The 21289-nt window shown below is 56.8% G+C and carries 20 protein-coding genes and 1 other annotated feature; of the genes, 7 read left to right on the top strand and 13 right to left on the bottom strand.

Features of this window, described 5'->3' with window-relative positions; translation table 11 throughout:
- Positions 1–41 precede the first annotated feature (41 nt).
- Complete coding sequence (locus FS690_RS08940) at positions 42–263, top strand: hypothetical protein (protein ID WP_128083759.1); 222 nt, start codon at positions 42–44, stop codon at positions 261–263.
- Here FS690_RS08940 and FS690_RS08935 read toward each other — a convergent pair.
- The 3 genes from FS690_RS08935 to tal all read right to left on the bottom strand — a co-directional run bounded on the left by FS690_RS08935 (position 255) and on the right by tal (position 3326).
- Positions 255–1556: an MFS transporter gene (locus FS690_RS08935; protein WP_094110717.1), complete on the bottom strand. Its 1302-nt coding sequence runs from the start codon at positions 1554–1556 to the stop codon at positions 255–257. The two genes, FS690_RS08940 and FS690_RS08935, sit on opposite strands and share 9 nt — an antisense overlap.
- A gap of 105 nt (positions 1557–1661) precedes the next feature.
- On the bottom strand, positions 1662–2249 hold the full coding sequence (gene mog / locus FS690_RS08930) for a molybdopterin adenylyltransferase (protein WP_071669094.1): 588 nt from the start codon (positions 2247–2249) through the stop codon (positions 1662–1664).
- 123 nt (positions 2250–2372) lie between these two features.
- Positions 2373–3326: a transaldolase gene (gene tal / locus FS690_RS08925; RefSeq protein ID WP_094110716.1), complete on the bottom strand. Its 954-nt coding sequence runs from the start codon at positions 3324–3326 to the stop codon at positions 2373–2375.
- Between the two features lie 214 nt (positions 3327–3540).
- Between tal and yaaA the strand changes: the two genes are divergently transcribed.
- Complete coding sequence (gene yaaA / locus FS690_RS08920) at positions 3541–4317, top strand: peroxide stress protein YaaA (RefSeq protein WP_108569980.1); 777 nt, start codon at positions 3541–3543, stop codon at positions 4315–4317.
- Between the two features lie 355 nt (positions 4318–4672).
- Here yaaA and thrC read toward each other — a convergent pair whose 3' ends face one another.
- The 5 genes from thrC to FS690_RS08895 form a co-directional block, all read right to left on the bottom strand.
- Positions 4673–5956: a threonine synthase gene (gene thrC / locus FS690_RS08915; RefSeq protein WP_145339445.1), complete on the bottom strand. Its 1284-nt coding sequence runs from the start codon at positions 5954–5956 to the stop codon at positions 4673–4675.
- Positions 5957–5959: 3 nt separating this feature from the next.
- A complete protein-coding gene (thrB, locus tag FS690_RS08910; protein ID WP_039385707.1) occupies positions 5960–6889 on the bottom strand; it encodes a homoserine kinase in 930 nt (309 codons plus the stop codon).
- A 2-nt stretch (positions 6890–6891) separates the two neighbouring features.
- Complete coding sequence (gene thrA / locus FS690_RS08905) at positions 6892–9354, bottom strand: bifunctional aspartate kinase/homoserine dehydrogenase I (RefSeq protein ID WP_071669098.1); 2463 nt, start codon at positions 9352–9354, stop codon at positions 6892–6894.
- Positions 9355–9380: 26 nt separating this feature from the next.
- Positions 9381–9503, bottom strand: a sequence feature (Thr leader region).
- The gene (gene thrL, locus FS690_RS18655) at positions 9439–9510 is read right to left on the bottom strand and encodes a thr operon leader peptide (protein WP_071669149.1); all 72 of its coding nucleotides are present in this window, start codon (positions 9508–9510) and stop codon (positions 9439–9441) included. Its footprint overlaps the feature before it by 65 nt.
- 185 nt (positions 9511–9695) lie before the next feature.
- Positions 9696–10400: a tRNA/rRNA methyltransferase gene (locus tag FS690_RS08895; protein ID WP_145339443.1), complete on the bottom strand. Its 705-nt coding sequence runs from the start codon at positions 10398–10400 to the stop codon at positions 9696–9698.
- A 599-nt stretch (positions 10401–10999) separates the two neighbouring features.
- On the opposite strand from FS690_RS08895, the gene arcA reads away from it, so the two are divergent.
- On the top strand, positions 11000–11716 hold the full coding sequence (arcA, locus tag FS690_RS08890; RefSeq protein ID WP_039382461.1) for a two-component system response regulator ArcA: 717 nt from the start codon (positions 11000–11002) through the stop codon (positions 11714–11716).
- A 46-nt stretch (positions 11717–11762) separates the two neighbouring features.
- On the opposite strand, the gene creA is transcribed toward arcA, so the two are convergent.
- Positions 11763–12236 (bottom strand): protein CreA, encoded by a 474-nt coding sequence (gene creA / locus FS690_RS08885; RefSeq protein ID WP_039382459.1) that lies wholly within the window; start codon positions 12234–12236, stop codon positions 11763–11765.
- Between the two features lie 194 nt (positions 12237–12430).
- On the opposite strand from creA, the gene robA reads away from it, so the two are divergent.
- Positions 12431–13312, top strand: coding sequence for an MDR efflux pump AcrAB transcriptional activator RobA (gene robA, locus FS690_RS08880; protein ID WP_039382458.1), 882 nt, complete (start codon positions 12431–12433; stop codon positions 13310–13312).
- A 266-nt stretch (positions 13313–13578) separates the two neighbouring features.
- Here the strand turns inward: robA and gpmB are convergent, their stop codons facing one another.
- Complete coding sequence (gpmB, locus tag FS690_RS08875; RefSeq protein ID WP_039382453.1) at positions 13579–14232, bottom strand: 2,3-diphosphoglycerate-dependent phosphoglycerate mutase GpmB; 654 nt, start codon at positions 14230–14232, stop codon at positions 13579–13581.
- Positions 14233–14283: 51 nt separating this feature from the next.
- On the opposite strand from gpmB, the gene yjjX reads away from it, so the two are divergent.
- Entirely contained in the window at positions 14284–14802 is a 519-nt protein-coding gene (yjjX, locus tag FS690_RS08870) for an inosine/xanthosine triphosphatase (RefSeq protein WP_145339441.1), read from the top strand.
- Here yjjX and trpR read toward each other — a convergent pair.
- Positions 14777–15100, bottom strand: a complete 324-nt coding sequence (trpR, locus tag FS690_RS08865) for a trp operon repressor (protein ID WP_039382449.1) — start codon at positions 15098–15100, stop codon at positions 14777–14779. The two genes, yjjX and trpR, sit on opposite strands and share 26 nt — an antisense overlap.
- A 43-nt stretch (positions 15101–15143) precedes the next feature.
- Positions 15144–17063, bottom strand: a complete 1920-nt coding sequence (sltY, locus tag FS690_RS08860; protein WP_104085556.1) for a murein transglycosylase — start codon at positions 17061–17063, stop codon at positions 15144–15146.
- 298 nt (positions 17064–17361) lie between these two features.
- Between sltY and deoR the strand changes: the two genes are divergently transcribed.
- On the top strand, positions 17362–18126 hold the full coding sequence (deoR, locus tag FS690_RS08855) for a DNA-binding transcriptional repressor DeoR (protein WP_104085557.1): 765 nt from the start codon (positions 17362–17364) through the stop codon (positions 18124–18126).
- Positions 18127–18279: 153 nt separating this feature from the next.
- Positions 18280–19947: an energy-dependent translational throttle protein EttA gene (gene ettA / locus FS690_RS08850; protein WP_071669101.1), complete on the top strand. Its 1668-nt coding sequence runs from the start codon at positions 18280–18282 to the stop codon at positions 19945–19947.
- A gap of 52 nt (positions 19948–19999) precedes the next feature.
- Here the strand turns inward: ettA and nadR are convergent, their stop codons facing one another.
- Complete coding sequence (gene nadR / locus FS690_RS08845) at positions 20000–21226, bottom strand: multifunctional transcriptional regulator/nicotinamide-nucleotide adenylyltransferase/ribosylnicotinamide kinase NadR (RefSeq protein ID WP_039382440.1); 1227 nt, start codon at positions 21224–21226, stop codon at positions 20000–20002.
- Positions 21227–21289 lie beyond the last annotated feature (63 nt).

The following is a 21289-nucleotide window of genomic DNA, read 5'->3' as shown; positions in this document are numbered from 1 at the left end:
TCCCACGTAAATTCTTTGTCAAATTGGGTTGTGATGCAGAGATGTGGTCGTTACCGCCACTTTCAACTGCGACTGCAGGCTTTTTTGCTGCCTCACAACGCCCGATGACAAGTAAATGGGGCCGCTTCGATGCGCATCAAGGGTTAAAAGCAAAAAATATTTCGATTCTTTTACCCGGAAGGGATAAATGGCGGAAAAATGTACAACTTCAGCAGCAGTACGGCGGAGCAGTGCTGCCCGCCGTACCGGGCTCATCAGGATAAAGAGCGCGAGGAGTGCCCCGCTGGCTGACGTGCGTCACGCCACAGCCAGCAGCCGACAGCGGCACCGATCGCCGCCAGCGCCAGCACATACCAGGCCGGTGCCATAGGCGTCAGCTGCATCATCAGCGTTACGCTGACGGGCGTCAGGCCGCCGAAAATCGCGTAAGCAACATTGTATGAGAAAGAGATGCCGGTAAAGCGTACCGCTGGTGGAAAGGCGCGCACCATGACAAACGGCACTACGCCTACCACACCGACGCTCAGTCCCGCCACGCCGTACCAGAAAAACAGCATCTGCGGCGCGCTGCCGGTGTTTTGGAAAAAGTGCCAGCTGCAGAAAGCCAGCAGCAGCGATCCCGCTATCAGCGTACGCGCCGCACCCGCGCGATCTACGATCCAGCCTGCCAGCACGCATCCGACCAGCAGCATTACGGTCGCCAGGCTGTTGGCCTGCAGGCTCAGCGCAGCAGGCACGCCCTGTTTCTGCATCAGTGCGGGCGCCATTAAAATCACCACTACAATGCAGGCGGAGAGCAGCCAGGTCAGCAGCATTGAGATCGCAATACTGCGCTTGTGGTGCAGCAAAATAGCCTGCAGCGGCAGCCGTTCAGACAGCGTTTTCCGCTGCTGCATCTGCTGAAATACCGGCGTTTCATGCAGCCAGCGACGCAGGTACATCGCCAGCAGTCCAAACAGGCCGCCGAGAAAGAACGGCAGCCGCCAGCCGTAATCGCGCATTGCCGCTGGCGAAATCGTGCTGTTAAGCAGCGTCGCTACCAGTGAACCCAGCAGGATACCGGCAGTGAGGCCTGCGGTCAGGGTGCCGCAGGCAAAGCCGGTACGCTTTTCCGGAACGTGCTCAGCAACAAATACCCAGGCGCCCGGCACTTCACCGCCAATTGCCGCCCCCTGCAGCATCCGCAATAGCAGCATTAGCAGCGGTGCAGCGATACCTATGCTTGCATAGGTGGGCAGTGCGCCCATCGCCAGGGTCGGCAGCGCCATCAGCAGAATACTCAGGCTGAACATCTTTTTCCGGCCGACTTTGTCACCAAAGTGCGCCATAACAATGCCGCCCAGCGGTCGCGCCAGATAGCCGGCAGCAAAAATACCAAACGTCTGCACCTGACGCAGCCAGTCAGGCATATCGGGCGGGAAAAAGAGCTCGCCAATGACGGCAGCAAAGAAGATAAAAATAATGAAGTCGTAGAATTCCAGCGCCCCGCCAAGGGCAGCCAGCGACAGGGTTTTATAGTCCTGCCGGTTAAGTCGATGCGAGGTGAGCGAGTCCATAACGGTGCGGTATCCAGAGCCGGGAAAGGTAGAGCAGACGTTACTATACCGGCAAACCCGCACCACACCAGCAAGGCTGAATTTTATGCCTGAAAAGCCTTATATTCAGAGGTTTGTCTCACGCCGTGCGCTTTTCGGACGAAATGCTGCTACCACTGCCGCATGCGTCTCGATATAGGGTCCTTCCAGCAGCTGCAGGCAGTAAGGCACGGCGGCAAAAATTCCGGGTACCCTTACGCTGCCATCCTCCGCTTTTACCCCTTCCAGCGTCTCTTTAATCGATTTCGGCTGGCCGGGCAGATTCAGGATCAGCGACTGTTTGCGGATAACCCCTGCCTGACGTGACAAAATGGCAGTAGGTACAAACTGCAGGCTGATCTGACGCATCTGCTCACCAAAGCCAGGCATTTCACGATCCGCTACCGCCAGCGTCGCATCCGGCGTCACGTCGCGTCGTGCCGGCCCGGTACCGCCGGTGGTGAGCACCAGATGGCAGAAACGTTCATCTACCAGCTCGCAGATCGCCTGTTCAATCATCGGCTGTTCATCCGGCACCAGCCGCGTCTCCAGCTCGAAGGGTGTTGCCAGCGCAGTGCTGAGCCAGCTCTCCAGTGCCGGAATGCCCTGATCCTGATAAATGCCGTTTGCTGCGCGATCGGAAACGGAAATTAATCCAATGCGTAAAGTATCCATAAGAGTATCGCTGTGGTTAGCCGCGTGGCGGCAAAGAAAGATAGATGCAGAAAGGATAATACAAAGCGCAGAGCAGAGAAATGCGTAATGCCGCGGCGGCAAGGCACCGCCACGGCGTCATGCTTACAGCAGTTCGGTCAGCATCTTTTCAAGTTTGCCCTGATCAACGGCAAAGTTGCGGATGCCTTCCGCCAGCTTAGTCACCGCCATAGGATCCTGATTATGCTGCCACAGGAACTCCGCTTCGGTCATTTTCGCCGGACGCTCGCTGATCTCGCCGCTGTAGCTCAGCTTGCGCTCAACGCTGCCTTCGCTCTCAGCCAGCTCTTTCAGCAGGCCCGGAGAGATGGTCAGACGGTCGCAGCCCGCCAGCTCAATGATTTCGCCCACGTTACGGAAGCTGGCACCCATCACTACAGTTTCATAGCCGTGCTGTTTGTAGTAGCTGTAGATTTCAGATACGGACACCACGCCTGGATCTTCATGCGGCGCATACTCTTTTTTATCGGTGTTCTGCTTGTACCAGTCGAGAATACGGCCTACGAATGGAGAGATCAGGAAAACGCCCGCTTCTGCACAGGCGCGTGCCTGCGCAAAGGAGAACAGCAGCGTAAGGTTACAGTTGATACCCTCTTTTTCCAGCTGCTCCGCTGCACGGATGCCCTGCCAGGTTGAAGCGAGTTTGATCAGAATACGATCGTTGCTGATGCCTGCGTCGTTGTAGAGTTTGATCAGGCTGCGCGCTTTCGCGATGCTCGCTTCGGTATCGTAGGAGAGGCGTGCATCAACTTCTGTGGAAATGCGGCCCGGGATCAGTTTGAGGATCTCCAGCCCGATGTTGACAGCCAGTTTGTCAGAGACCAGCGCCAGCTGCTCTTCCTTGTTGCTGCTCTGCTGACGCGCCCAGCCGATCGCTTCATCAATCAGCTTGCGGTATTCAGGAATTTGGGCAGCGTTGAGGATCAGGGAAGGGTTTGTCGTGGCATCCTGCGGCTGATAGAGCTTCATCGCTGCAATATCACCGGTGTCGGCGACCACGGTAGTCAGCTGACGCAGGGAAGTAAGTTTATCCGTCATGGTTCTCTTTTCTCTTTGGTTGACTGTCAGGGTATAAAAGGCTGAATCGATAATATCACGCGCAATCAGCGGCGCAACATCGTGGCGTGCCCTTTACGATAGCGCTGACGAATAGGAGTGATTTGCCGATTGATGCCGCTTTTTTGATACACTCCGCGCAATAAATTTTCCGTTAATGTCCTGATATTTAAGCAGGCGCACAAGGAGACCCGGTATGCTGATGGTGATTTCACCGGCTAAAACGCTGGATTATGAGAGCCCGCTTGCCACCCCCCGCTTTACCCAGCCTGAGCTGCTGGAAAAATCGCAGCAGCTGATTGACGTTGCGCGCGCCCTCTCTCCGGCTGATATCGCTTCGCTGATGCGTATCAGCGACAAGCTGGCGCACCTGAACGCCGAGCGCTTTAACCAGTGGCAGCCGCACTTTTCGCCGGAAAATGCGCGTCCGGCTATTCTGGCGTTCAAAGGGGATGTTTATACCGGCCTGCAGGCTGAACGCTTTAGCGAGGCAGATTTTGATTTTGCCCAGCAGCACCTGCGTATGCTCTCTGGTTTGTATGGCCTGCTGCGCCCGCTGGATCTGATGCAGCCCTACCGGCTGGAGATGGGTACCCGACTGGCAAACCCGGCTGGCCGCGATCTCTATAGTTTCTGGGGCGATACGCTCACGGAAGCGCTGAATCAGGCGCTACAGGCGCAGGGTGACCAGGTGCTGATTAACCTGGCGTCAGATGAATATTTCCGGGCGGTAAAGCCGGCGAAACTTAATGCCCGGCTGATAAAGCCGGTGTTTCTGGATGAAAAGGGCGGCCACTATAAGGTCATCAGTTTTTATGCCAAAAAAGCGCGCGGTCTGATGAGCCGTTTTGTGATTGAGCATCGTCTGACACAGCCAGATCAGCTGAAGCAGTTTGATGCAGATGGATACCGTTTTGATGCGGCAGCCAGCCAGGGGAATGAGCTGGTGTTTAAGCGTCAGGAGCAGGGATAAATCGGTTTATGCCGGGGCGTCATCGCGTTTCGTATGCGCATCAATCCGGGCGCCATGAATGACGCCCCTACGGGACCATCCGATATCCGTAGGGGGCGCATTTATGCGCCCCTGGCATCATCACGTTTCGCACGCGCATCAACCCGGGCGCCATGAATGGCGCCCCTACGGGACCATCCGATATCCGTAGGGGGCGCATTTATGCGCCCCTGGCATCATCACGTTTCGCACGCGCATCAACCCGGGCGCCATGAATGGCGCCCCTACGGGACCATCCGATATCCGTAGGGGGCGCATTTATGCGCCCCTGGCGCATTTATGCGCCCCTGGCCGCCATGGACTACGCCCCGATCTGTTACTGCAGCAGGAATTTGCGTAGTGCGGCAAACTCTGCCGGCATCTGGTGTGACAGCAGCGGCAGATCGGCGCGATCGGCCAGCGCCTGCGGCAGCGTAAGCGTCTGTCCCAGAATCTCCTCTACGCTCTCGCGGAATTTCGCCGGATGCGCTGTACCAAGGAACAATCCATACTCACCTTCCTGCAGCTGATCGCGCAGCAGACGATAAGCGATGGCCGCATGCGGCTCTGAGAGATAACCCAGATCGGCCAGCTCGCGCATCGTGGCCTGCGTCGTCTCATCAGAAACCGCACCGTAAGCGAGATCGGTCAGACGCCAGGTTTTACGGCGGAACAGCTCTTCCACGCGCGGCCAGTTATTCGGCTGGCTGACATCCATTGCGTTTGACAGGGTAGCCACGGTGGTATTTGGCTGCCAGGCACCGTTGCCAAGAAAGCGCGGTACGGTGTCGTTGGCGTTGGTTGCGGCAATAAACCGTTTGATTGGCAGACCGAGCGATTTCGCCAGCAGGCCGGCCGTGAGATCGCCAAAGTTGCCGCTGGGTACGGAAACCACCAGCTGATTACGCTGCTCCTGCGGAAGCTGTGCGACCGCCTCAAAGTAGTAGCAGATCTGCGCCAGCAGACGGCTGATATTGATGGAGTTAGCGGAGTTAAGGCCAATCGCTTTTTTCAGCTCCTCATCATCAAACGCCTGCTTAACCAGCGACTGACAGGTATCGAAATCGCCATCAATTGCGATAGTTTCAATATTGCCACCCAGCGTGCAGAACAGTTTTTCCTGCAGGGCGCTGATTTTGCCCTGCGGATAGAGGATCACTACACGCACATTGTCCATACCGTAGAAAGCGTGCGCCACGGCAGCCCCGGTATCACCCGAGGTGGCAGTCAGAATAGTGATCTGCTCATCTGCGCCGGAGACATAGGAGAGCATCTGCGCCATAAAGCGGCCGCCGAAATCTTTAAATGCCAGCGTCGGGCCGTGGAACAGCTCCAGACAGGCGATATCTTCGCTGACTTTCGCCACCGGTGCCGGGAAGGTAAAGGCCGTTTTGACCCGCTCAGCCAGCTGATGCGGGGTAACTTCATCCCCGATATAAGCAGACAGGATTTTGCTGCTGCGGCTGACAAAGTCCATCTCCAGCATCGCATCGATATCGGTCAGTTCAAATTCCGGCAGCTCCAGTGGAAAGAACAGCCCCTGTTGCGAGCCCAGCCCCTGTTTGACTGCCTGCGAGAAGCTGACCTGCTCGTTGTGATCCTTAAGATTATAGAGTTTCATACGTTATCCCAGTTTACGTGCGCCAGCCGTATCAAGACGGCAGATATGGACGAAGCCTTCTTCATTCTGCAGATAGTGCTGGCTCAGCCAGTCTGCCATCCGCTGCGCCGTTGCCATCTCATTGCAAACAGCGAAAAGCGTCGGACCGGAGCCCGAAATGCCGCAGGCCAGCGCGCCGATATCGGCTGCCGCCTGCCGTGCCGCGGCGAAGCCCGGCAGCAGTTTGGTGCGGTACGGTTCGGCCACCACATCCTGCATTAACTTAGCCGCCAGCTGCGGCTGCCGGGTATGGCAGGCGTGAATAAAGCCCGCCAGCAGGCGGCCATGTTTAATCACATCCTGCTTGCGATATTGCGCCGGCAGAATCGCCCGCGCTTCCGCGGTAGAAACTTTAATGCCGGGATACGCCATAACCCACAGCCACTCATCAAAGCACGGTACCTGCTGGCTGATAATCCCCTGCTCTTCAATCATTAATTGTACGCCGCCGAGGAAGCAGGGAGCCACATTGTCATAATGTACGCTGCCAGAGATACGCCCTTCCAGCTCGCCCATCAGCGCCAGCAGTGCGGTATCGCTGAGCGGCTTGCCGCAGAATTCGTTCATCGCCATTAAGCCTGCCACGACGGAACAGGCGCTGGAGCCGAGGCCGGAGCCGATCGGCATATTTTTCTCCAGCGTCATCGCAACCGGCACTTCTTTGCCAATCGCCTGACAGAAACGCTCCCAGCACTGATAAACGATATTTTCTTTGGGATCGTCAGGCAGCTTGCTGACAAAACGACCGCGATTCTCAAGGCTGAAACGATCGGCTGCTTCAACTGCCACACAGTCGCCCAGCAGCGATCCATCCACCGGCGACACCGCGGCTCCCAGCACGTCAAAGCCAACGCTGACGTTGCCGATGGAGGCCGGTGCATAAATTTTTACCATCATTAAACTCCTAACTTCCACGACAGCGTACGCAGCAAATCAGCAAACACGCCCGCTGCGGTAACATCATTCCCTGCACCATACCCGCGCAGTACCAGCGGAATCGGCTGATAGTAGCGGCTATAGAACGCCAGCGCATTTTCACCGTTTTTCACTTTGCACAGCGGATCGTTGCCATCTACTGCCTCAATTTTAACGCTGCAGTGACCATCTTCTGCAATCGCTCCGACAAAACGCAACACTTTGCCTTCATCGCGCGCCTGAGCGACGCGTGCTGCAAAGGCATTATCCAGCTCCGGCAGACGCGCCATAAACTGATCCGCATCCGCCAGTTCAGTCAGGCTGGCAGGCAGAAGCGGCTCGATGGTGATATCGCTCAGCTCCAGCTGATGCCCCGCTTCGCGCGCCAGGATCAGCAGCTTGCGCGCCACATCCATTCCTGACAGGTCGTCACGCGGATCGGGTTCAGTAAAGCCCATCTCGCGCGCCAGCGTGGTTGCCTGGGAGAGCGACATCCCCTCATCCAGTTTGCCGAAGATAAAAGAGAGCGAGCCGGAGAGAATGCCGGAAAACTTAATCAGTTCATCGCCCGCGTTCAGCAGGTTCTGCAGGTTTTCAATCACCGGCAGACCGGCACCGACGTTGGTATCATAAAGAAACTTGCGACGCGACTTCGCAGCGGCAGCCCGCATCTGCTGGTAGTAGTTCCACGAGGAGGTGTTCGCCTTTTTATTAGGCGTCACGACATGAAAACCTTCGGCAAGGAAGTCAGCATACTGGTCGGCCACCGCCTGACTTGAGGTACAGTCGACGATCACCGGATTAAGCAGGTGATACTCTTTTACCAGCCGGATCAGACGTCCGAGGTTAAACGGCTCGCGCGCCTCACTCAGCGCCCCTTTCCAGTCTTTAAGGTCGATACCGTGGACGTTGGTCAGCAGCGCGCGCGAATTTGCGATCCCGCAGACGCGCAGATCGATATGTTTGCCTTTCAGCCACGCCTGCTGGCGATGCAGCTGATCCAGCAGCGCACCGCCGACGCCGCCGACGCCGACAACGAACACTTCAATCACCTGATCGGTCGCGAACAGCATCTGATGCACAACGCGCACGCCGGTAGTCACATCGTCATTGCTTACCACGACAGAGATTGAGCGTTCGGAAGAGCCTTGGGCGATCGCCACGATATTAATATTGGCGCGTGCCAGTGCCGAAAAGAATTTTGCGGAGATGCCGCGCAGCGTACGCATGCCATCGCCTACCACCGAAATCACCGCCAGCTGCTCCAGCACATCCAGCGGATCGAGCAGGCCCTCTTTCAGCTCAAGATGAAACTCCTCTTCCAGCACGCGCCGCGCGCGCGCCTGCTCGCTCTGGGGTACGCAGAAGCTGATACTGTATTCGGAGGAGGATTGGGTGATCAGCACTACGGAGATGCCGGTGCGGGACATCGCAGCAAACACGCGCGCGGCCATGCCCACCATGCCTTTCATTCCGGGGCCGGAGACGTTGAACATCGCCATGTTGTTTAGGTGGGTGATGCCTTTGACCGGATTTTCGTCATCGCTGCCCTCGCCGCCAATCAGCGTACCGGGCGCCTGCGGATTAGCGGTGTTTTTAATCAGGCAGGGGATCTGAAACTGTGCGATCGGCGCAATGGTACGCGGGTGCAGAACTTTGGCGCCAAAGTAGGAGAGCTCCATCGCCTCCTGATAGGACATCGACTTCAGCAGGCGTGCATCGGGCACCTGACGCGGATCGCAGGTATAGACGCCATCGACATCGGTCCAGATTTCGCAGCAGTCAGCGCGCAGGCAGGCGGCCAGTACGGCAGCAGAGTAGTCGGAACCGTTGCGCCCCAGTACGACCAGCTCGCCTTTTTCGTTACCGGCGGTGAAGCCAGCCATCAGGATCATATGATCGGCCGGGATCTGACTGGCGGCAATGCGCCGGCTGGATTCAGGGATATCCACTGTGGACTCCAGATAGTGTCCCACGGCCAGCAGCTTCTCAACCGGATCGATCACGGTCACCTGATAACCACGCGCCTGCAGCAGCGCCTCCATAATGGCAATCGACAGCTTTTCACCCCGGCAGATGATAGCAGCATTGACCGCGTCCGGGCACTGCCCCAGCAGGCTGATACCGTGCAGCACCTGCTTAAGCTGAGCAAACTCCAGCGCAACAAAGGTATTGATGCGCTCAGCGTCAAACCCCGGCTGGGCGGCCGCAAGCCCCTGCAGAAGATCGGCAAAAATGCGCTCGGCGTCGCTGATATTCGGCAGGGGATCCTGGCCGCTGATGGTTTTTTCAATCATCGCCACCAGGTGATTAGTAATTTTTGCGGGTGCAGAGAGCACGGTGGCAACCTGTCCCTGCTGCGCATTGCTTTCCAGAATGTCTGCTACGCGCAGAAAGCGCTCTGCGTTTGCTACTGAGGTTCCGCCGAATTTCAGCACTCGCATGGTTAAAACTCTCCTGAATTTTTGCCGAAAAAAAAGCCCGCACTGTTGAGGTGCGGGCTTCTTTTTTATTTTTTCCTGTATGCGTCAGCCCGCACCGTTACCTGTGGTAATGGTGGTGGTAATAATTGTTGTGGTGTTCAGGCTGTCGTTACGCATTAAGATTTTTCTGTCTGTCTTTGTCTTGTCCGTCTGCCTTCCAGAAGTAAAGCAAAGCGCACGTTAAGTCAACGAATTTGTCTTTTGCCGCTGAACCTGCAGCCGGGCAGTGCTGCGCTGGATCGGGTAAATGGTGTTGCGATCGTTCAGCCCCGAGGCAAGATGCCCGATCAGCAACTATCTGTTCAGGATTTTGCCGAGTAATGCTCTGCCAGCTTTTTTTCCACATTGTGCAGCAGCCGGTGCAGCATTGCGCTGTCACGCTGCTCCAGCAGACCGATGCGTTGATCGATCCAGTCCACCATCTTGGTGTCATCGCTCACCTCAAGCGTCGTGAGCAGCTGCTGAAAACGCTGACGCAGCGCCTGCAGCTGCAGCGCATTGGCCGTTTCTGCCGGGGTGACGGTGACCTGATTAAGCGAGGCGAGCTGATAGCAGTAGACCATTACCGCCTGTCCCAGATTGAGTGAGGGATAATCCGCCGCCATAGGAATACCGGTCAGCAGATCGACCTGATCCAGCTCCTCGTTCGTCAGCCCGCTATCTTCACGACCAAATACCAGCGCAATGCGCGGCAGCCACTGTCGTTTTTCCTGCAGAATAGTCTCTACCTGCACAGGCGTGGCATAGTAGCGAAACTTCGCCCGGCTGCGCGCCGTGGTGGCAACAGAAAAATCGACATCGGCCAGCGCGTCACTTAGCGTGGCATACGTCTGAACATTGTCGAGGATTTCACCGGCGCCGTGCGCAACGCGCCGCGCCGCCGGATCCTGCCACGCATCGCTGGCGACAATGCGCAGCTCTGTAAAACCCATGGTTTTCATCGCGCGGGCAGCGGCACCAATATTTTCCGGACGGGCGGGTGAAACTAAAATCAGGGGAAAAGACATAATTTTTCCAGTAGCAAATTAACACTATGCGCTATGGTGGCATGCAGCGAAAAAAATACCAATTGTTATGCAGTGATAAAGCAGAATGTTAATAATGTTAAACTGCCGGAATAAATTGTACTGATGGCATTTATCGCGATCAGGCAGATATTATGCGCTTATAAAACATAAATCCTGTTAATTCATAATACTACGCCAGCTATTTATGCAGTTTGCATAGGTTTAAAACCGCGGGCTAAATGTAGCGAAAATGCTGCTTTTTGTGAGCTAAGCTGGCAATACAGGAGAAGTTTTTCATAAAAGTGTTAACGTGCTACACTTGCTTTTGATATAAGTCAACGAAGCGTTGTTTTTATGCTTATCGGTTGTTGCTGGTGCTGTTAGGTTGCTGTTAATGCGGTTAGGATAAACGCTATTCCGATCCCAACGGGGCGCACAGATATTCATTCTGACCGGCTGAGCTGACACTGAAGTTGACCTGATGGATGGTATATTCCGAAGATTATTTCGTACTCCGGCTGCGCACACGCCTTTATTCTGTCGCGGCAACGGCGGTACGCCCTGTTTTCGATTTGTTGGCAAATTTTAGGTAGCAAAACATGCAGACCCCGCACATTCTTATCGTTGAAGACGAACTGGTCACGCGTAACACGCTAAAAAGTATTTTTGAGGCGGAAGGTTACGTGGTCTATGAAGCCACTGACGGTGCTGAAATGCATCAGGTTTTAACAGACAATGACGTAAACCTGGTGATTATGGATATCAACCTCCCAGGGAAAAATGGATTGCTGCTGGCGCGCGAGCTGCGTGAACAGGCAAACGTCGCGCTGATGTTTCTGACCGGTCGCGATAATGAAGTGGATAAGATCCTCGGCCTGGAAATTGGCGCTGATGACTACATCACCAAACCTTTTAATCCGCGTGAGCTAACCATTCGCGCGCGTAATCTGCTGTCGCGCACCATGAACCTGGCGATGCCGGGTGAAGAGCGCCGTCAGGTAGAGAGCTACCGCTTTAACGGCTGGGAGCTGGATATCAACAGCCGTTCCCTGATCAGTCCAAACGGTGAGCAGTATAAGCTACCGCGCAGCGAGTTCCGCGCGATGCTGCACTTCTGCGAAAATCCGGGCAAAATCCAGACGCGCGCCGATCTGCTTAAGAAGATGACCGGTCGCGAGCTTAAGCCGCATGACCGTACCGTGGACGTCACGATTCGCCGTATTCGTAAACATTTCGAGTCAACGCCCGATACGCCGGAAATCATCGCCACCATCCATGGTGAAGGCTATCGCTTCTGCGGTGAGCTGCAGGATTAAGTTAAACAATAAAAAAACGCCCGTTCGGGCGTTTTTTTTGGCTGCTTTAGTGCCACGGCATAATGGGCACTGCGCTTAGCGCGTTTTTCGGCGATCCATCCACAACCTTATCTGAGTAGCTCAGATAGACCAGCGCATTGCGTTTCTGATCGAAAAAGCGCACCACCTGCAGCTTCTTAAACACCAGCGATGTCCGCTTGCGAAACACGACTTCTCCCTGCGCCTTGCCTTGTGCAATTTTCTCGCTAAGCTCTACAGGCCCTACCTGCTGGCAGGAGATAGCCGCATCCGATGTATCTTCAGCCAGCCCCAGGCCCCCTTTGATACCGCCGGTTTTAGCCCGGCTGATATAGCAGGTGACATTTTTCACGTCCGGATCGTCGAACGCCTCGACCACGATCTTATGATCGGGGCCGAAAATTTTGAATACGGTGTCAACAGAGCCGATCTCCTCCGCCAGCGCGACGGGAGTGAGCATAAAAGTTGCCAGCGTGACTATAAGAGCGCGATTTATTGTCATTGGGTTACCATTGCAAAGGAAAGAGATGTGGCGATAATGTACCGTCACCAGATCAAAGTACCAAACCTGAACGGGTTATCACCCGCATTGATATAGCACAGTTGATCAACACACAAGCGCCGCGCGTTTGTGCATTTAGTGCTATTATTCGACGACTTCATCGTTGCGCCACCAGAGAGTTATGAGGATGTTTTATGGACCAAGCCGGTATCATTCGCGATTTGCTTGTCTGGCTGGAGAGCCATCTGGATCAGCCGCTTTCACTTGATAACGTTGCACTGAAAGCGGGTTACTCCAAATGGCACCTGCAACGGATGTTTAAAGAGGTCACCGGACACGCCATCGGGGCCTATATCCGTGCGCGTCGGCTCTCCAAAGCCGCCGTGGCGCTGCGTCTGACCAGCCGCCCTATCCTCGATATCGCTCTGCAGTATCGCTTCGATTCACAGCAGACATTTACGCGCGCGTTTAAGAAACAGTTTAATCAGACGCCCGCCTGGTATCGCCGCTCGTCCGAGTGGAACTCTTACGGTATCCGTCCGCCCATTCGTCTGGATAACCAGCCCGTGCCGGAAGCACAATTTGTCACGCTGCCGGAGACGATTCTGGTAGGCCAGACGCAGAGTTATACCTGCGCGCTGGAGCAGATCTCCCGCTACCGTGATGAGATGCGCGTGCACTTCTGGAAACAGTTCCTGCTGGAAACCGATACCGTGCCGCCGGTGCTTTATGGTCTGCATCAGGTGCGCGCCAGCCATGAGAAAGATGATGAGCAGGAGATCCTCTATACCACTGCGGTACCGGCCGATCAGCAGGCGCTGAATATGCAGTCAAACCAGCGCGTGACGCTGGAAGCGGGCGACTACGTGCAGTTCAGCTATGAAGGTCCGCGCGTCGCGCTGCAGGAGTTTATCCTGATGCTCTACGGCACCTGCATGCCGCTGCTGGGGCTGATCCGTCGTCAGGGGCAGGATATTGAGCGATTCTATACCCACGGCGGCAAAAAGCGCAGCGAACCGCCTGCCGATATTCGCTGCGAATACCTGATCCCGATCCGCCCGCAGCCCGTTAATTAATCGCCAAAGAACCTCGTCGGGCGCATTAACCCGGACGCCATTAATGGCGCCCCTACATTTCCTGTAGGGGGCGCATTAATGCGCCCCTGGCCGCGGTAAAAAACGTCATCACGTTCCGTACGCCCATTAATTCGGGCGCCATTAATGACGTCATCACGTTCCGCACGCGCATTAATCCGGGCGCCATTAATGACGTCATCACGTTCCGCGCGCGCATTAACCTGGGCGTCATTAACGACGCCCCTACATTTCCCGTAGGGGGCGCATTAATGCGCCCCTGGCAGCTCATCCAGCGCAGGGGCATCCAGATGCGAGACGTCGCCGGCGGTCTCTACGATCCAGCCAGACGCCAGCCAGGCACTCTGCTGATGATCCACGCGTGAAATCGAGCAGTTACGCAGGCGCAGGCGTCGTTCCGCATGCGCCGGTAAACCCAGAATGGTACTCACCAGGGCACCCAGCGCCATACCGTGGCTGACCAGCAATGGCCGGCTGCCGGCTGGCAGATCGAGGCAGGCGTTCAGCGCATCATGCATGCGCGCCGCCAGCTCGCTCATCGACTCGCCGCCGGGAATGCGCCCCGCTTCGGTGCCATCCACCAGCGCCTTGCGCCAGCGCTCCTCTTCCGCCGTCAGGCCATCAAGCGGACGCTGCTCCAGACAGCCCATATTCAGCTCGCGCAAACGTGCATCCAGCGTAACCGGGCAGCCGCAGGCGTCAGCGATAATCTCTGCCGTACGCCGGGTGCGGCCTAAATCGCTGGCAATGACGTGCGTAATGCCCAGCGTTTTCACCCGCTCACCGACCTGACGCGCCTGCTGTTCACCTTTATCCGTCAGAGCACTGTCGGACTGCCCCTGAATGCGTCGGGCCGCATTCCAAACCGTTTCACCGTGACGAACAAGATAGACCTGTAACATGCGTAATTTCCGTTATACTGCGACAAATTTGCCTTGAGGGTTCAATCAATTATGTACCATGTTGTCGTAGCCACCACCAATCCGGCAAAAATTCATGCGGTTGCGCTGGCGTTCAGCGACGTATTCGGTGAGGGATCCTGCCATATTCGCGGGGTAGCGGTCGAGAGCGGCGTGGCGGCGCAGCCGCTTAGCGATACAGAAACGCGCAGCGGCGCACGTCAGCGCGTGATTAATGCCCGTGCGGCCGCGCCGGAGGCGGATTTCTGGGTGGCTATTGAAGCGGGCATCGAAGGCGACTGCGCGTTTGCATGGATGGTAGTGGAAAATGCACAGCAGCGCGGTGAATCACGCTCTGCCAGCTTTACGCTGCCGCCGGTTGTGCTGGCAGGATTAGCAGCCGGGCGCGAGCTGGGCGATGAGATGGCGCGCCTGACCGGGGTCGACAATATCAAACACAAGGGCGGCGCGATCGGCGCTTTTACGCAGGGCCTGCTGACCCGCTCCAGCGTCTATCATCAGGCGCTGATCCTCGCACTCTGCCCGTTTACTCATCCGCTTTATCAGCAGTAATCAGCCGCGATTCCAGCCAGCGTCTGAGTTCGGGTGGCGCCTCTTTCAGGCTGTTAGAGCCGCGCGTTATCGTCGCAATGCCCACGCCCAGCTCGTTTTTCAGTTCGCGCTGGCTGATATCGCCGTTGATTAACGCTTCGATAATGCGCAGCCGCGTGCCGAACGATTCACGTTCATCGGGCGTCATCATCAGCTGCAGCATCGGCAGCGCCACGTTATCGGCAAACGCATGCTGCATCAGGTCGATAAAACGCAGCCAGTGATCGTCAGCGGGCTGCTCAGAAAGGGATGAAGGCATAGTGGCTTCCGTACTCATTAACGAGTACGGAAGCATAGCACACTCAGTAACGCTGATTCCACTCGCTGTCGCTGAGAATCTTGTCAGGTTTCCCCATGAAGTAACGATAGTAGGCGTCATACGCCAGCACGTTCTTCACGTAGCCCCGCGTTTCAGAGAACGGAATCGTTTCAATAAAGGCCACGGCGTCCAGTTTGCCTCCGCTGTTATTACGCCAGCTGCGCACCCGCCCCGGCCCGGCGTTATAAGCGGCGGAGGAGAAAATGCGGTTCTGCCCGAACTGCTGATAGACATACTCCAGATACTGCGTGCCAATCTGGATATTGGTTTGCGGATCAAGCAGCTGGCTGCTGTTTACGTAGCCGGGAATATTGTACATTTTCACGGTATGCGCGGCCGTGGCTGGCATCACCTGCATCAATCCGCTGGCCCCGACCGGGGAGCGCGCTTTCGGGTTCCAGGCGCTCTCCTGGCGCGAGATGGCCATGGCGTAGCTCGGATCGATCGCCTTATCACCGGTGTATTGCTGATACAGATTGCGCCACGCCAGCGGGAAACGCTCTTTCAGGCTATCCCACATTTTTGCGCTAATCGTGGCCTGCACGCTCAGATCCCACCAGTCCTGCTGGTTCGCGTAGTGCGCCAGCATCTGCTGCTGCGTGCGGGTTTTACTGACGATCAGGTTTGCCCACTCGCTGCGCGCCAGGTTATCCATGCCCCAGTACATCAGCTCGCGTACGCGCGCCATCTCCGGTCCCTGCACGATGCTGTTGTCCGCGGCCGGCGCGTCATCAATCTTCAGCGGATAGTCGGTGCCAAGGCGCTGCGCCGCCACCATCGGATAGAACCCGCGCTGCTGCATCAGCTTACGCAGGATCTCATCGGCTTCATCTTTGCGCCCCTGCGCTATCAGCAAATCCGCCTGCCAGTACTGCCACTCATCTTTTTCTTTCGCTTCCGGCGGCAGGCGCGCAATCCAGGTGTTGAGGCCACGGCGATCGCTTTCGCTCAGCGCAAGGCGCACGCGACGTTCGATAAGCGCGGTGGATTCACTGTTCATCACCACGGCATCGCGCCAGCGCGCCTGCTCTGAGGTCAGGTCAGCCCCCATCATGCGCCATACCACCGCCTCTTTCAGATCCTGCTCTTCTGCCTGACTCATCTTCTGCGCTTTAACCAGCTGCGGGATCATCATGCGCGCGTTATCCATATCTTCGCGCGCCACGCGCGCAAAGGCGTAGCTGGTGGCCATACGGGTAAAGTCGGTCGGCCCCAGCGTGGCGGCAAACGTCGTTACGGTCTGCGGATTCTGCTGCAGGGCCAGCAGTGCGCTGGCGGTGGTCTGGTAATCCGCCGGCAGCATTTTTGCCAGATAGTTTACCAGGCTGTCGTTACCCGCTTTCATCGCCAGGCGGATACGCTCCAGAATGGTGATCGGCGAGAGCTGGCCTGATGCCTGCCAGACTGAGAAGAGCCGGTCGCAGTCAGCGGGCAGTGCCGAGCCGCGCAGCCAGATACTTTTCGCGCCGGTAAACGCCGTCTGCTGCTGGCCGGTGGCCCATTTAGCGTAGTACCAGTTGCAGCGCGCCTGCACCGGCTTCGGCTCATCCGGACTGAAACTCAAAATTCCCTGCCAGTCCTGCCGGTGCGCCAGCACGTTCACAAATCGCGTCTGCAGCGATTTGGCCGGCGGCAGCGTCGGATACTGCTGAATAAAGTTTTTGATCGCAAGCCCCGCTTCCTGATCGAGATCCTGCGCCAGCAGGCGATACTGCAGATAGGGATAGAGCGGATAATCCTGCAGCGTCGGCATCAGCTGCTCAACCTGGTCCATCTGTTTGTTATCCCAGGCCTGCTTGATCTGCGCATAGCGCTGTCGTTGCTGATCCAGCGAGTCGGCCCATACGCTGCCTGCCGTGCTGACCAGACACATCCCTATCATCCAGTTACGCCACTTCTCCACTCCGCTCTCCTCTCTGCTTCGGTCCAGCGTATGCCGGGCTCCCTTCATGCTAACCAGGGCTTTCGTCTCTCGCCACGTTCTTAACAAAATTTACCTGACGAACAGGCTCCTGCCCCCCTGACCCGCCTGTGCACCTGCAACGCAGTTTACGCCACGGCGCCTTTAAGGCTACTATTGACCACCCGCTGCTGACGACGCCGCAACCGCCTGAAACCTGTCAGGATTGTCGCGCTCAGAGGCTCAATGGCAAACCGCATCCGCTGCTCTGCGGCAGAACACCACTTTTACCGAGATGCTTATGGAAACCCGGCGCGACGAACGACTCAATAAGCTGGCCCAGGCCCTGAAACGCACCGATAAGCTGCATCTGAAAGAGGCGGCGCAGCTGCTGGGCGTCTCTGAAATGACCATCCGCCGCGATCTCAGCGAATCGGCCTCGCAGGTGGTGCTGCTCGGCGGCTATGTGGTCAGCGATCCGAAAAACCATGCCGGGCACTACTTTGTTTCCGATCAGCACGGGCACAACGCCGCGCGTAAACGGCGTCTGGCGCAGGCCGCCGCCGCGCTGATTCGTGAAAATGATACGGTGTTTTTTGACTGCGGAACCACGCTGCCCTACGTCATCGACGCGATTCCGGACACCCTCGCCTTCACGGCAGTCTGCTGCGCGATGAACACCTTTCTGGCACTGAAAGAGAAGCCCGCCTGCAGCGTGATCCTCAGCGGCGGCGAGTTTCATGCTGATAACGCGCTGTTTACGCCAGTCGGTAACCACTCCATTCTTGATGACCTCTGCCCGGCGCTGGCGTTTATCTCAGCAGCGGGAGTGGATCTGCAGCAGGGCGCAACCTGTTACAACCTGAATGAGCTGGCGATGAAGCACCACGCCATGCTGCGCGCGCGTGAACGGGTACTGGTGGCAGACAGCAGCAAATATGGCAAAGTGCTGCCCGCCCGTATCAGTGCGCTGCACCGTTTCGAGCGGCTGGTCAGCGACAGCGCCCCCGACGCCGCGCTCAGTTCGTGGCTGGCAGAGCAGGCGATTACGCTGCATCTGCCCTGATCGCCGTCAGCGCGTACAATTATGCAGCAGTGCGCCTGACATCACGCCTGTCACGCAAGTTTCACCGCGGCGCGGCTGTGATTAGGCCGTGAAAACCGCTAAACTTCACCATCTGACGTTCCACTATTTACAGACCAAGAGGCTCATCACAACGTGGCTCAATTCGTCTATAGCATGCATCGCGTCGGCAAAGTGGTACCGCCGAAGCGTCACATTCTGAAGAATATCTCTCTCAGCTTCTTCCCGGGCGCCAAAATCGGCGTACTCGGCCTGAACGGCGCGGGTAAATCGACCCTGCTGCGCATCATGGCCGGTATCGATAAAGATATCGAAGGGGAAGCGCGCCCGCAGCCGGGCATTAAAGTGGGTTATCTGCCGCAGGAGCCGCAGCTCAATCCGGAACACACCGTGCGTGAATCCGTTGAAGAAGCGGTGGCGGAAGTCGCTGGCGCTCTGAAACGTCTTGATGAAGTCTACGCGCTGTACGCCGATCCCGATGCGGACTTCGACAAGCTGGCCGCCGAACAGGGCCGTCTGGAAGAGGTGATTCAGGCGCACGATGGCCACAATCTGGAAACCCAGCTCAACCGCGCCGCTGACGCGATGCGTCTGCCGGAGTGGGATGCCAAAATCGGCAACCTGTCGGGTGGTGAGCGCCGTCGCGTCGCGCTGTGCCGCCTGCTGCTGGAAAAGCCGGACATGCTGCTGCTTGATGAACCGACCAACCACCTGGATGCGGAATCTGTCGCCTGGCTGGAACGCTTCCTGCACGACTTCGAAGGCACCGTAGTCGCGATTACCCACGACCGTTACTTCCTCGATAACGTTGCGGGCTGGATCCTGGAGCTGGACCGCGGTGAAGGTATTCCGTGGGAAGGCAATTACTCCTCCTGGCTGGAGCAGAAAGATCAGCGTCTGGCGCAGGAAGCGTCACAGGAAGCTGCACGCCGCAAATCCATTGAAAAAGAGCTGGAGTGGGTGCGTCAGGGTGCGAAAGGCCGTCAGTCTAAGGGCAAGGCGCGTCTGGCTCGCTTTGAAGAGCTGAACAACAGCGACTATCAGAAGCGTAATGAAACCAACGAACTCTTTATTCCGCCAGGCGCACGCCTCGGCGATAAAGTGCTGGAAGTGAAAAACCTCAGCAAATCGTATGGCGATCGCGTCCTGATTGACGATCTGTCGTTCTCGCTGCCAAAAGGAGCTATTGTCGGGATCATCGGGCCGAACGGCGCGGGTAAATCGACGCTGTTCCGCATGATGTCTGGTCAGGAGCAGCCCGATTCCGGCAGCATCGATCTGGGCGAAACCGTGAAGCTGGCGTCGGTCGATCAGTTCCGCGATGCGATGGATAACTCTAAAACGGTATGGGAAGAGGTCTCTGGCGGCCAGGATATTATGCGTATCGGTACCACCGAGATGCCAAGCCGTGCCTACGTCGGACGCTTTAACTTCAAAGGCACCGATCAGGGTAAACGCGTAGGCGAACTCTCCGGCGGTGAGCGCGGACGTCTGCACCTGGCGAAACTGCTTCAGGTAGGCGGCAACCTGCTGCTGCTGGATGAACCAACCAACGACCTCGACATCGAAACCCTGCGCGCGCTGGAGAATGCCCTGCTGGAGTTCCCGGGCTGCGCGATGGTGATCTCGCATGACCGCTGGTTCCTCGACCGTATTGCCACCCACATCATCGATTATCAGGATGAGGGCAAGGTTGAGTTCTTTGAAGGTAACTTTACCGAATACGAAGAGTATAAGAAACGCACTCTCGGCGCGGATGCGCTGGAGCCGAAGCGTATCAAATACAAGCGTATGGCGAAGTAACCTGCTGATAAAAAAGGCGCCTTCGGGCGCCTTTTTTTATTGTGCTCAGGCGTTAATTGCCCAGCCGCTCTTTGACCAGCTCCACACAGCGCAGGAAGCGCGCATCGTAGTTGTCCTCCTGCACGTGTACAAACTCAACGTTATTTTCCCGCAGCATGGTCACCAGAATAGACTGAAACTCGCGCCGGTCCACCGAGCTGCCAAGGCTGCGGAGGCCATCTGCCACCCAGGGCACGTTGTTCTCCAGCAGGATCACCAGGTCAAAGCGGTACTCATCGATCAGCGCCTGCACAAAAGGATGTTCGCGTCCTTCATACTTCAGGCAGAACGCCTGAGTGGTAATAAAATCGGTATCGATAAAGGCGACTTTATTCGCGTACTTGACGGCAAAATCGATGTATTGCGCCTGACCGAGCGCGATTTTATCGTAGTCAGAATACTGCAGCGCCATCTCGTCGCCGCCGAGGTGAGAGAAGACGTAGTCGCGGCCATACTCCCAGGCGCTGGTGGTATTAAAGATATTCGCCAGCTTGTTGACCAGCGTGGATTTGCCGCTCGACTCGCCACCCAGCACCGCGACGGTGCGCACAAAGAAAGGCTTCACTTCGGTCGGAATATATTCCCAGTAGCGAAACGGATCCTGACGGATCTGGCTGCCGCTGATGCTCATAAACGATCGGTGTGGATCGATCACCCGCGCCGGGATCCCCAGATATTGCTGATACATCGGCGCATCCGGTTCTTCGCTGGTATAAACGCAGTCGGGCATAATCCCCTGCTCTGCCAGAAACGCGCTGACGCCTGCGCTCCAGAGATCCCAGCCGTGCGGATAGGGTTCGATTCCCTCTTCGTTGAATGAGTGAATACGAATGTTTTTCTGGTATTTGAATGTCTGCAGCAGCCAGCGCAGACGATCGCTGATGGTGGGCTGCTGCGACATGGCGCTGTTCTCAAACAGTGCGCGATCGCGCGGCTCGTCGTGGCCCATAATAATATGCAGCTCATCCACCTGACTGCAGGCGCGCTGGATCAGGTAGATATGGCCGGTGTGCAGCGGATAGAACTTGCCAAATACCACGCCCACGGTTTTCTCACGCCGCGGAAACTCCAGCCCGAGAAAGTGATGCAGCGCCGCCAGTTTCTGCGCGCCAGGGCTTTTTATTTTCGCGTTAAGCAGCTGACTCAGGTAGCCCTTGGTCATTCCGCTGGCGTCAGCCACCTGCTGCAGCGTATGGCCCTGCTGCCGAATCGCGGTCTTCAGATAGTCAAATGATGACACTCAGTGCCTCCTGCGGACAATAAACGGCGGTGCGGCCTTTAATGCGCCCCCTGCATATCGCGG

This window comes from Pantoea sp. PSNIH1 (genome assembly GCF_007680655.1).
Taxonomy (GTDB): domain Bacteria; phylum Pseudomonadota; class Gammaproteobacteria; order Enterobacterales; family Enterobacteriaceae; genus Pantoea; species Pantoea eucrina.
Note: the sequence above shows the minus strand (reverse complement) of the source record. Positions and strands in the feature narration are given on the sequence as shown.

Bases quoted from the DNA above. Each gene is read 5' to 3' on its own strand.
- FS690_RS08940 (WP_128083759.1), top strand. From the start codon at position 42: ATGTGGTCGTTACCGCCACTTTCAACTGCGACTGCAGGCTTTTTTGCT.
- FS690_RS08935 (WP_094110717.1), bottom strand. From the start codon at position 1,556: ATGGACTCGCTCACCTCGCATCGACTTAACCGGCAGGACTATAAAACC.
- mog (WP_071669094.1), bottom strand. From the start codon at position 2,249: ATGGATACTTTACGCATTGGATTAATTTCCGTTTCCGATCGCGCAGCA.
- tal (WP_094110716.1), bottom strand. From the start codon at position 3,326: ATGACGGATAAACTTACTTCCCTGCGTCAGCTGACTACCGTGGTCGCC.
- yaaA (WP_108569980.1), top strand. From the start codon at position 3,541: ATGCTGATGGTGATTTCACCGGCTAAAACGCTGGATTATGAGAGCCCG.
- thrC (WP_145339445.1), bottom strand. From the start codon at position 5,956: ATGAAACTCTATAATCTTAAGGATCACAACGAGCAGGTCAGCTTCTCG.
- thrB (WP_039385707.1), bottom strand. From the start codon at position 6,889: ATGGTAAAAATTTATGCACCGGCCTCCATCGGCAACGTCAGCGTTGGC.
- thrA (WP_071669098.1), bottom strand. From the start codon at position 9,354: ATGCGAGTGCTGAAATTCGGCGGAACCTCAGTAGCAAACGCAGAGCGC.
- FS690_RS08895 (WP_145339443.1), bottom strand. From the start codon at position 10,400: ATGTCTTTTCCCCTGATTTTAGTTTCACCCGCCCGTCCGGAAAATATT.
- arcA (WP_039382461.1), top strand. From the start codon at position 11,000: ATGCAGACCCCGCACATTCTTATCGTTGAAGACGAACTGGTCACGCGT.
- creA (WP_039382459.1), bottom strand. From the start codon at position 12,236: ATGACAATAAATCGCGCTCTTATAGTCACGCTGGCAACTTTTATGCTC.
- robA (WP_039382458.1), top strand. From the start codon at position 12,431: ATGGACCAAGCCGGTATCATTCGCGATTTGCTTGTCTGGCTGGAGAGC.
- gpmB (WP_039382453.1), bottom strand. From the start codon at position 14,232: ATGTTACAGGTCTATCTTGTTCGTCACGGTGAAACGGTTTGGAATGCG.
- yjjX (WP_145339441.1), top strand. From the start codon at position 14,284: ATGTACCATGTTGTCGTAGCCACCACCAATCCGGCAAAAATTCATGCG.
- trpR (WP_039382449.1), bottom strand. From the start codon at position 15,100: ATGCCTTCATCCCTTTCTGAGCAGCCCGCTGACGATCACTGGCTGCGT.
- deoR (WP_104085557.1), top strand. From the start codon at position 17,362: ATGGAAACCCGGCGCGACGAACGACTCAATAAGCTGGCCCAGGCCCTG.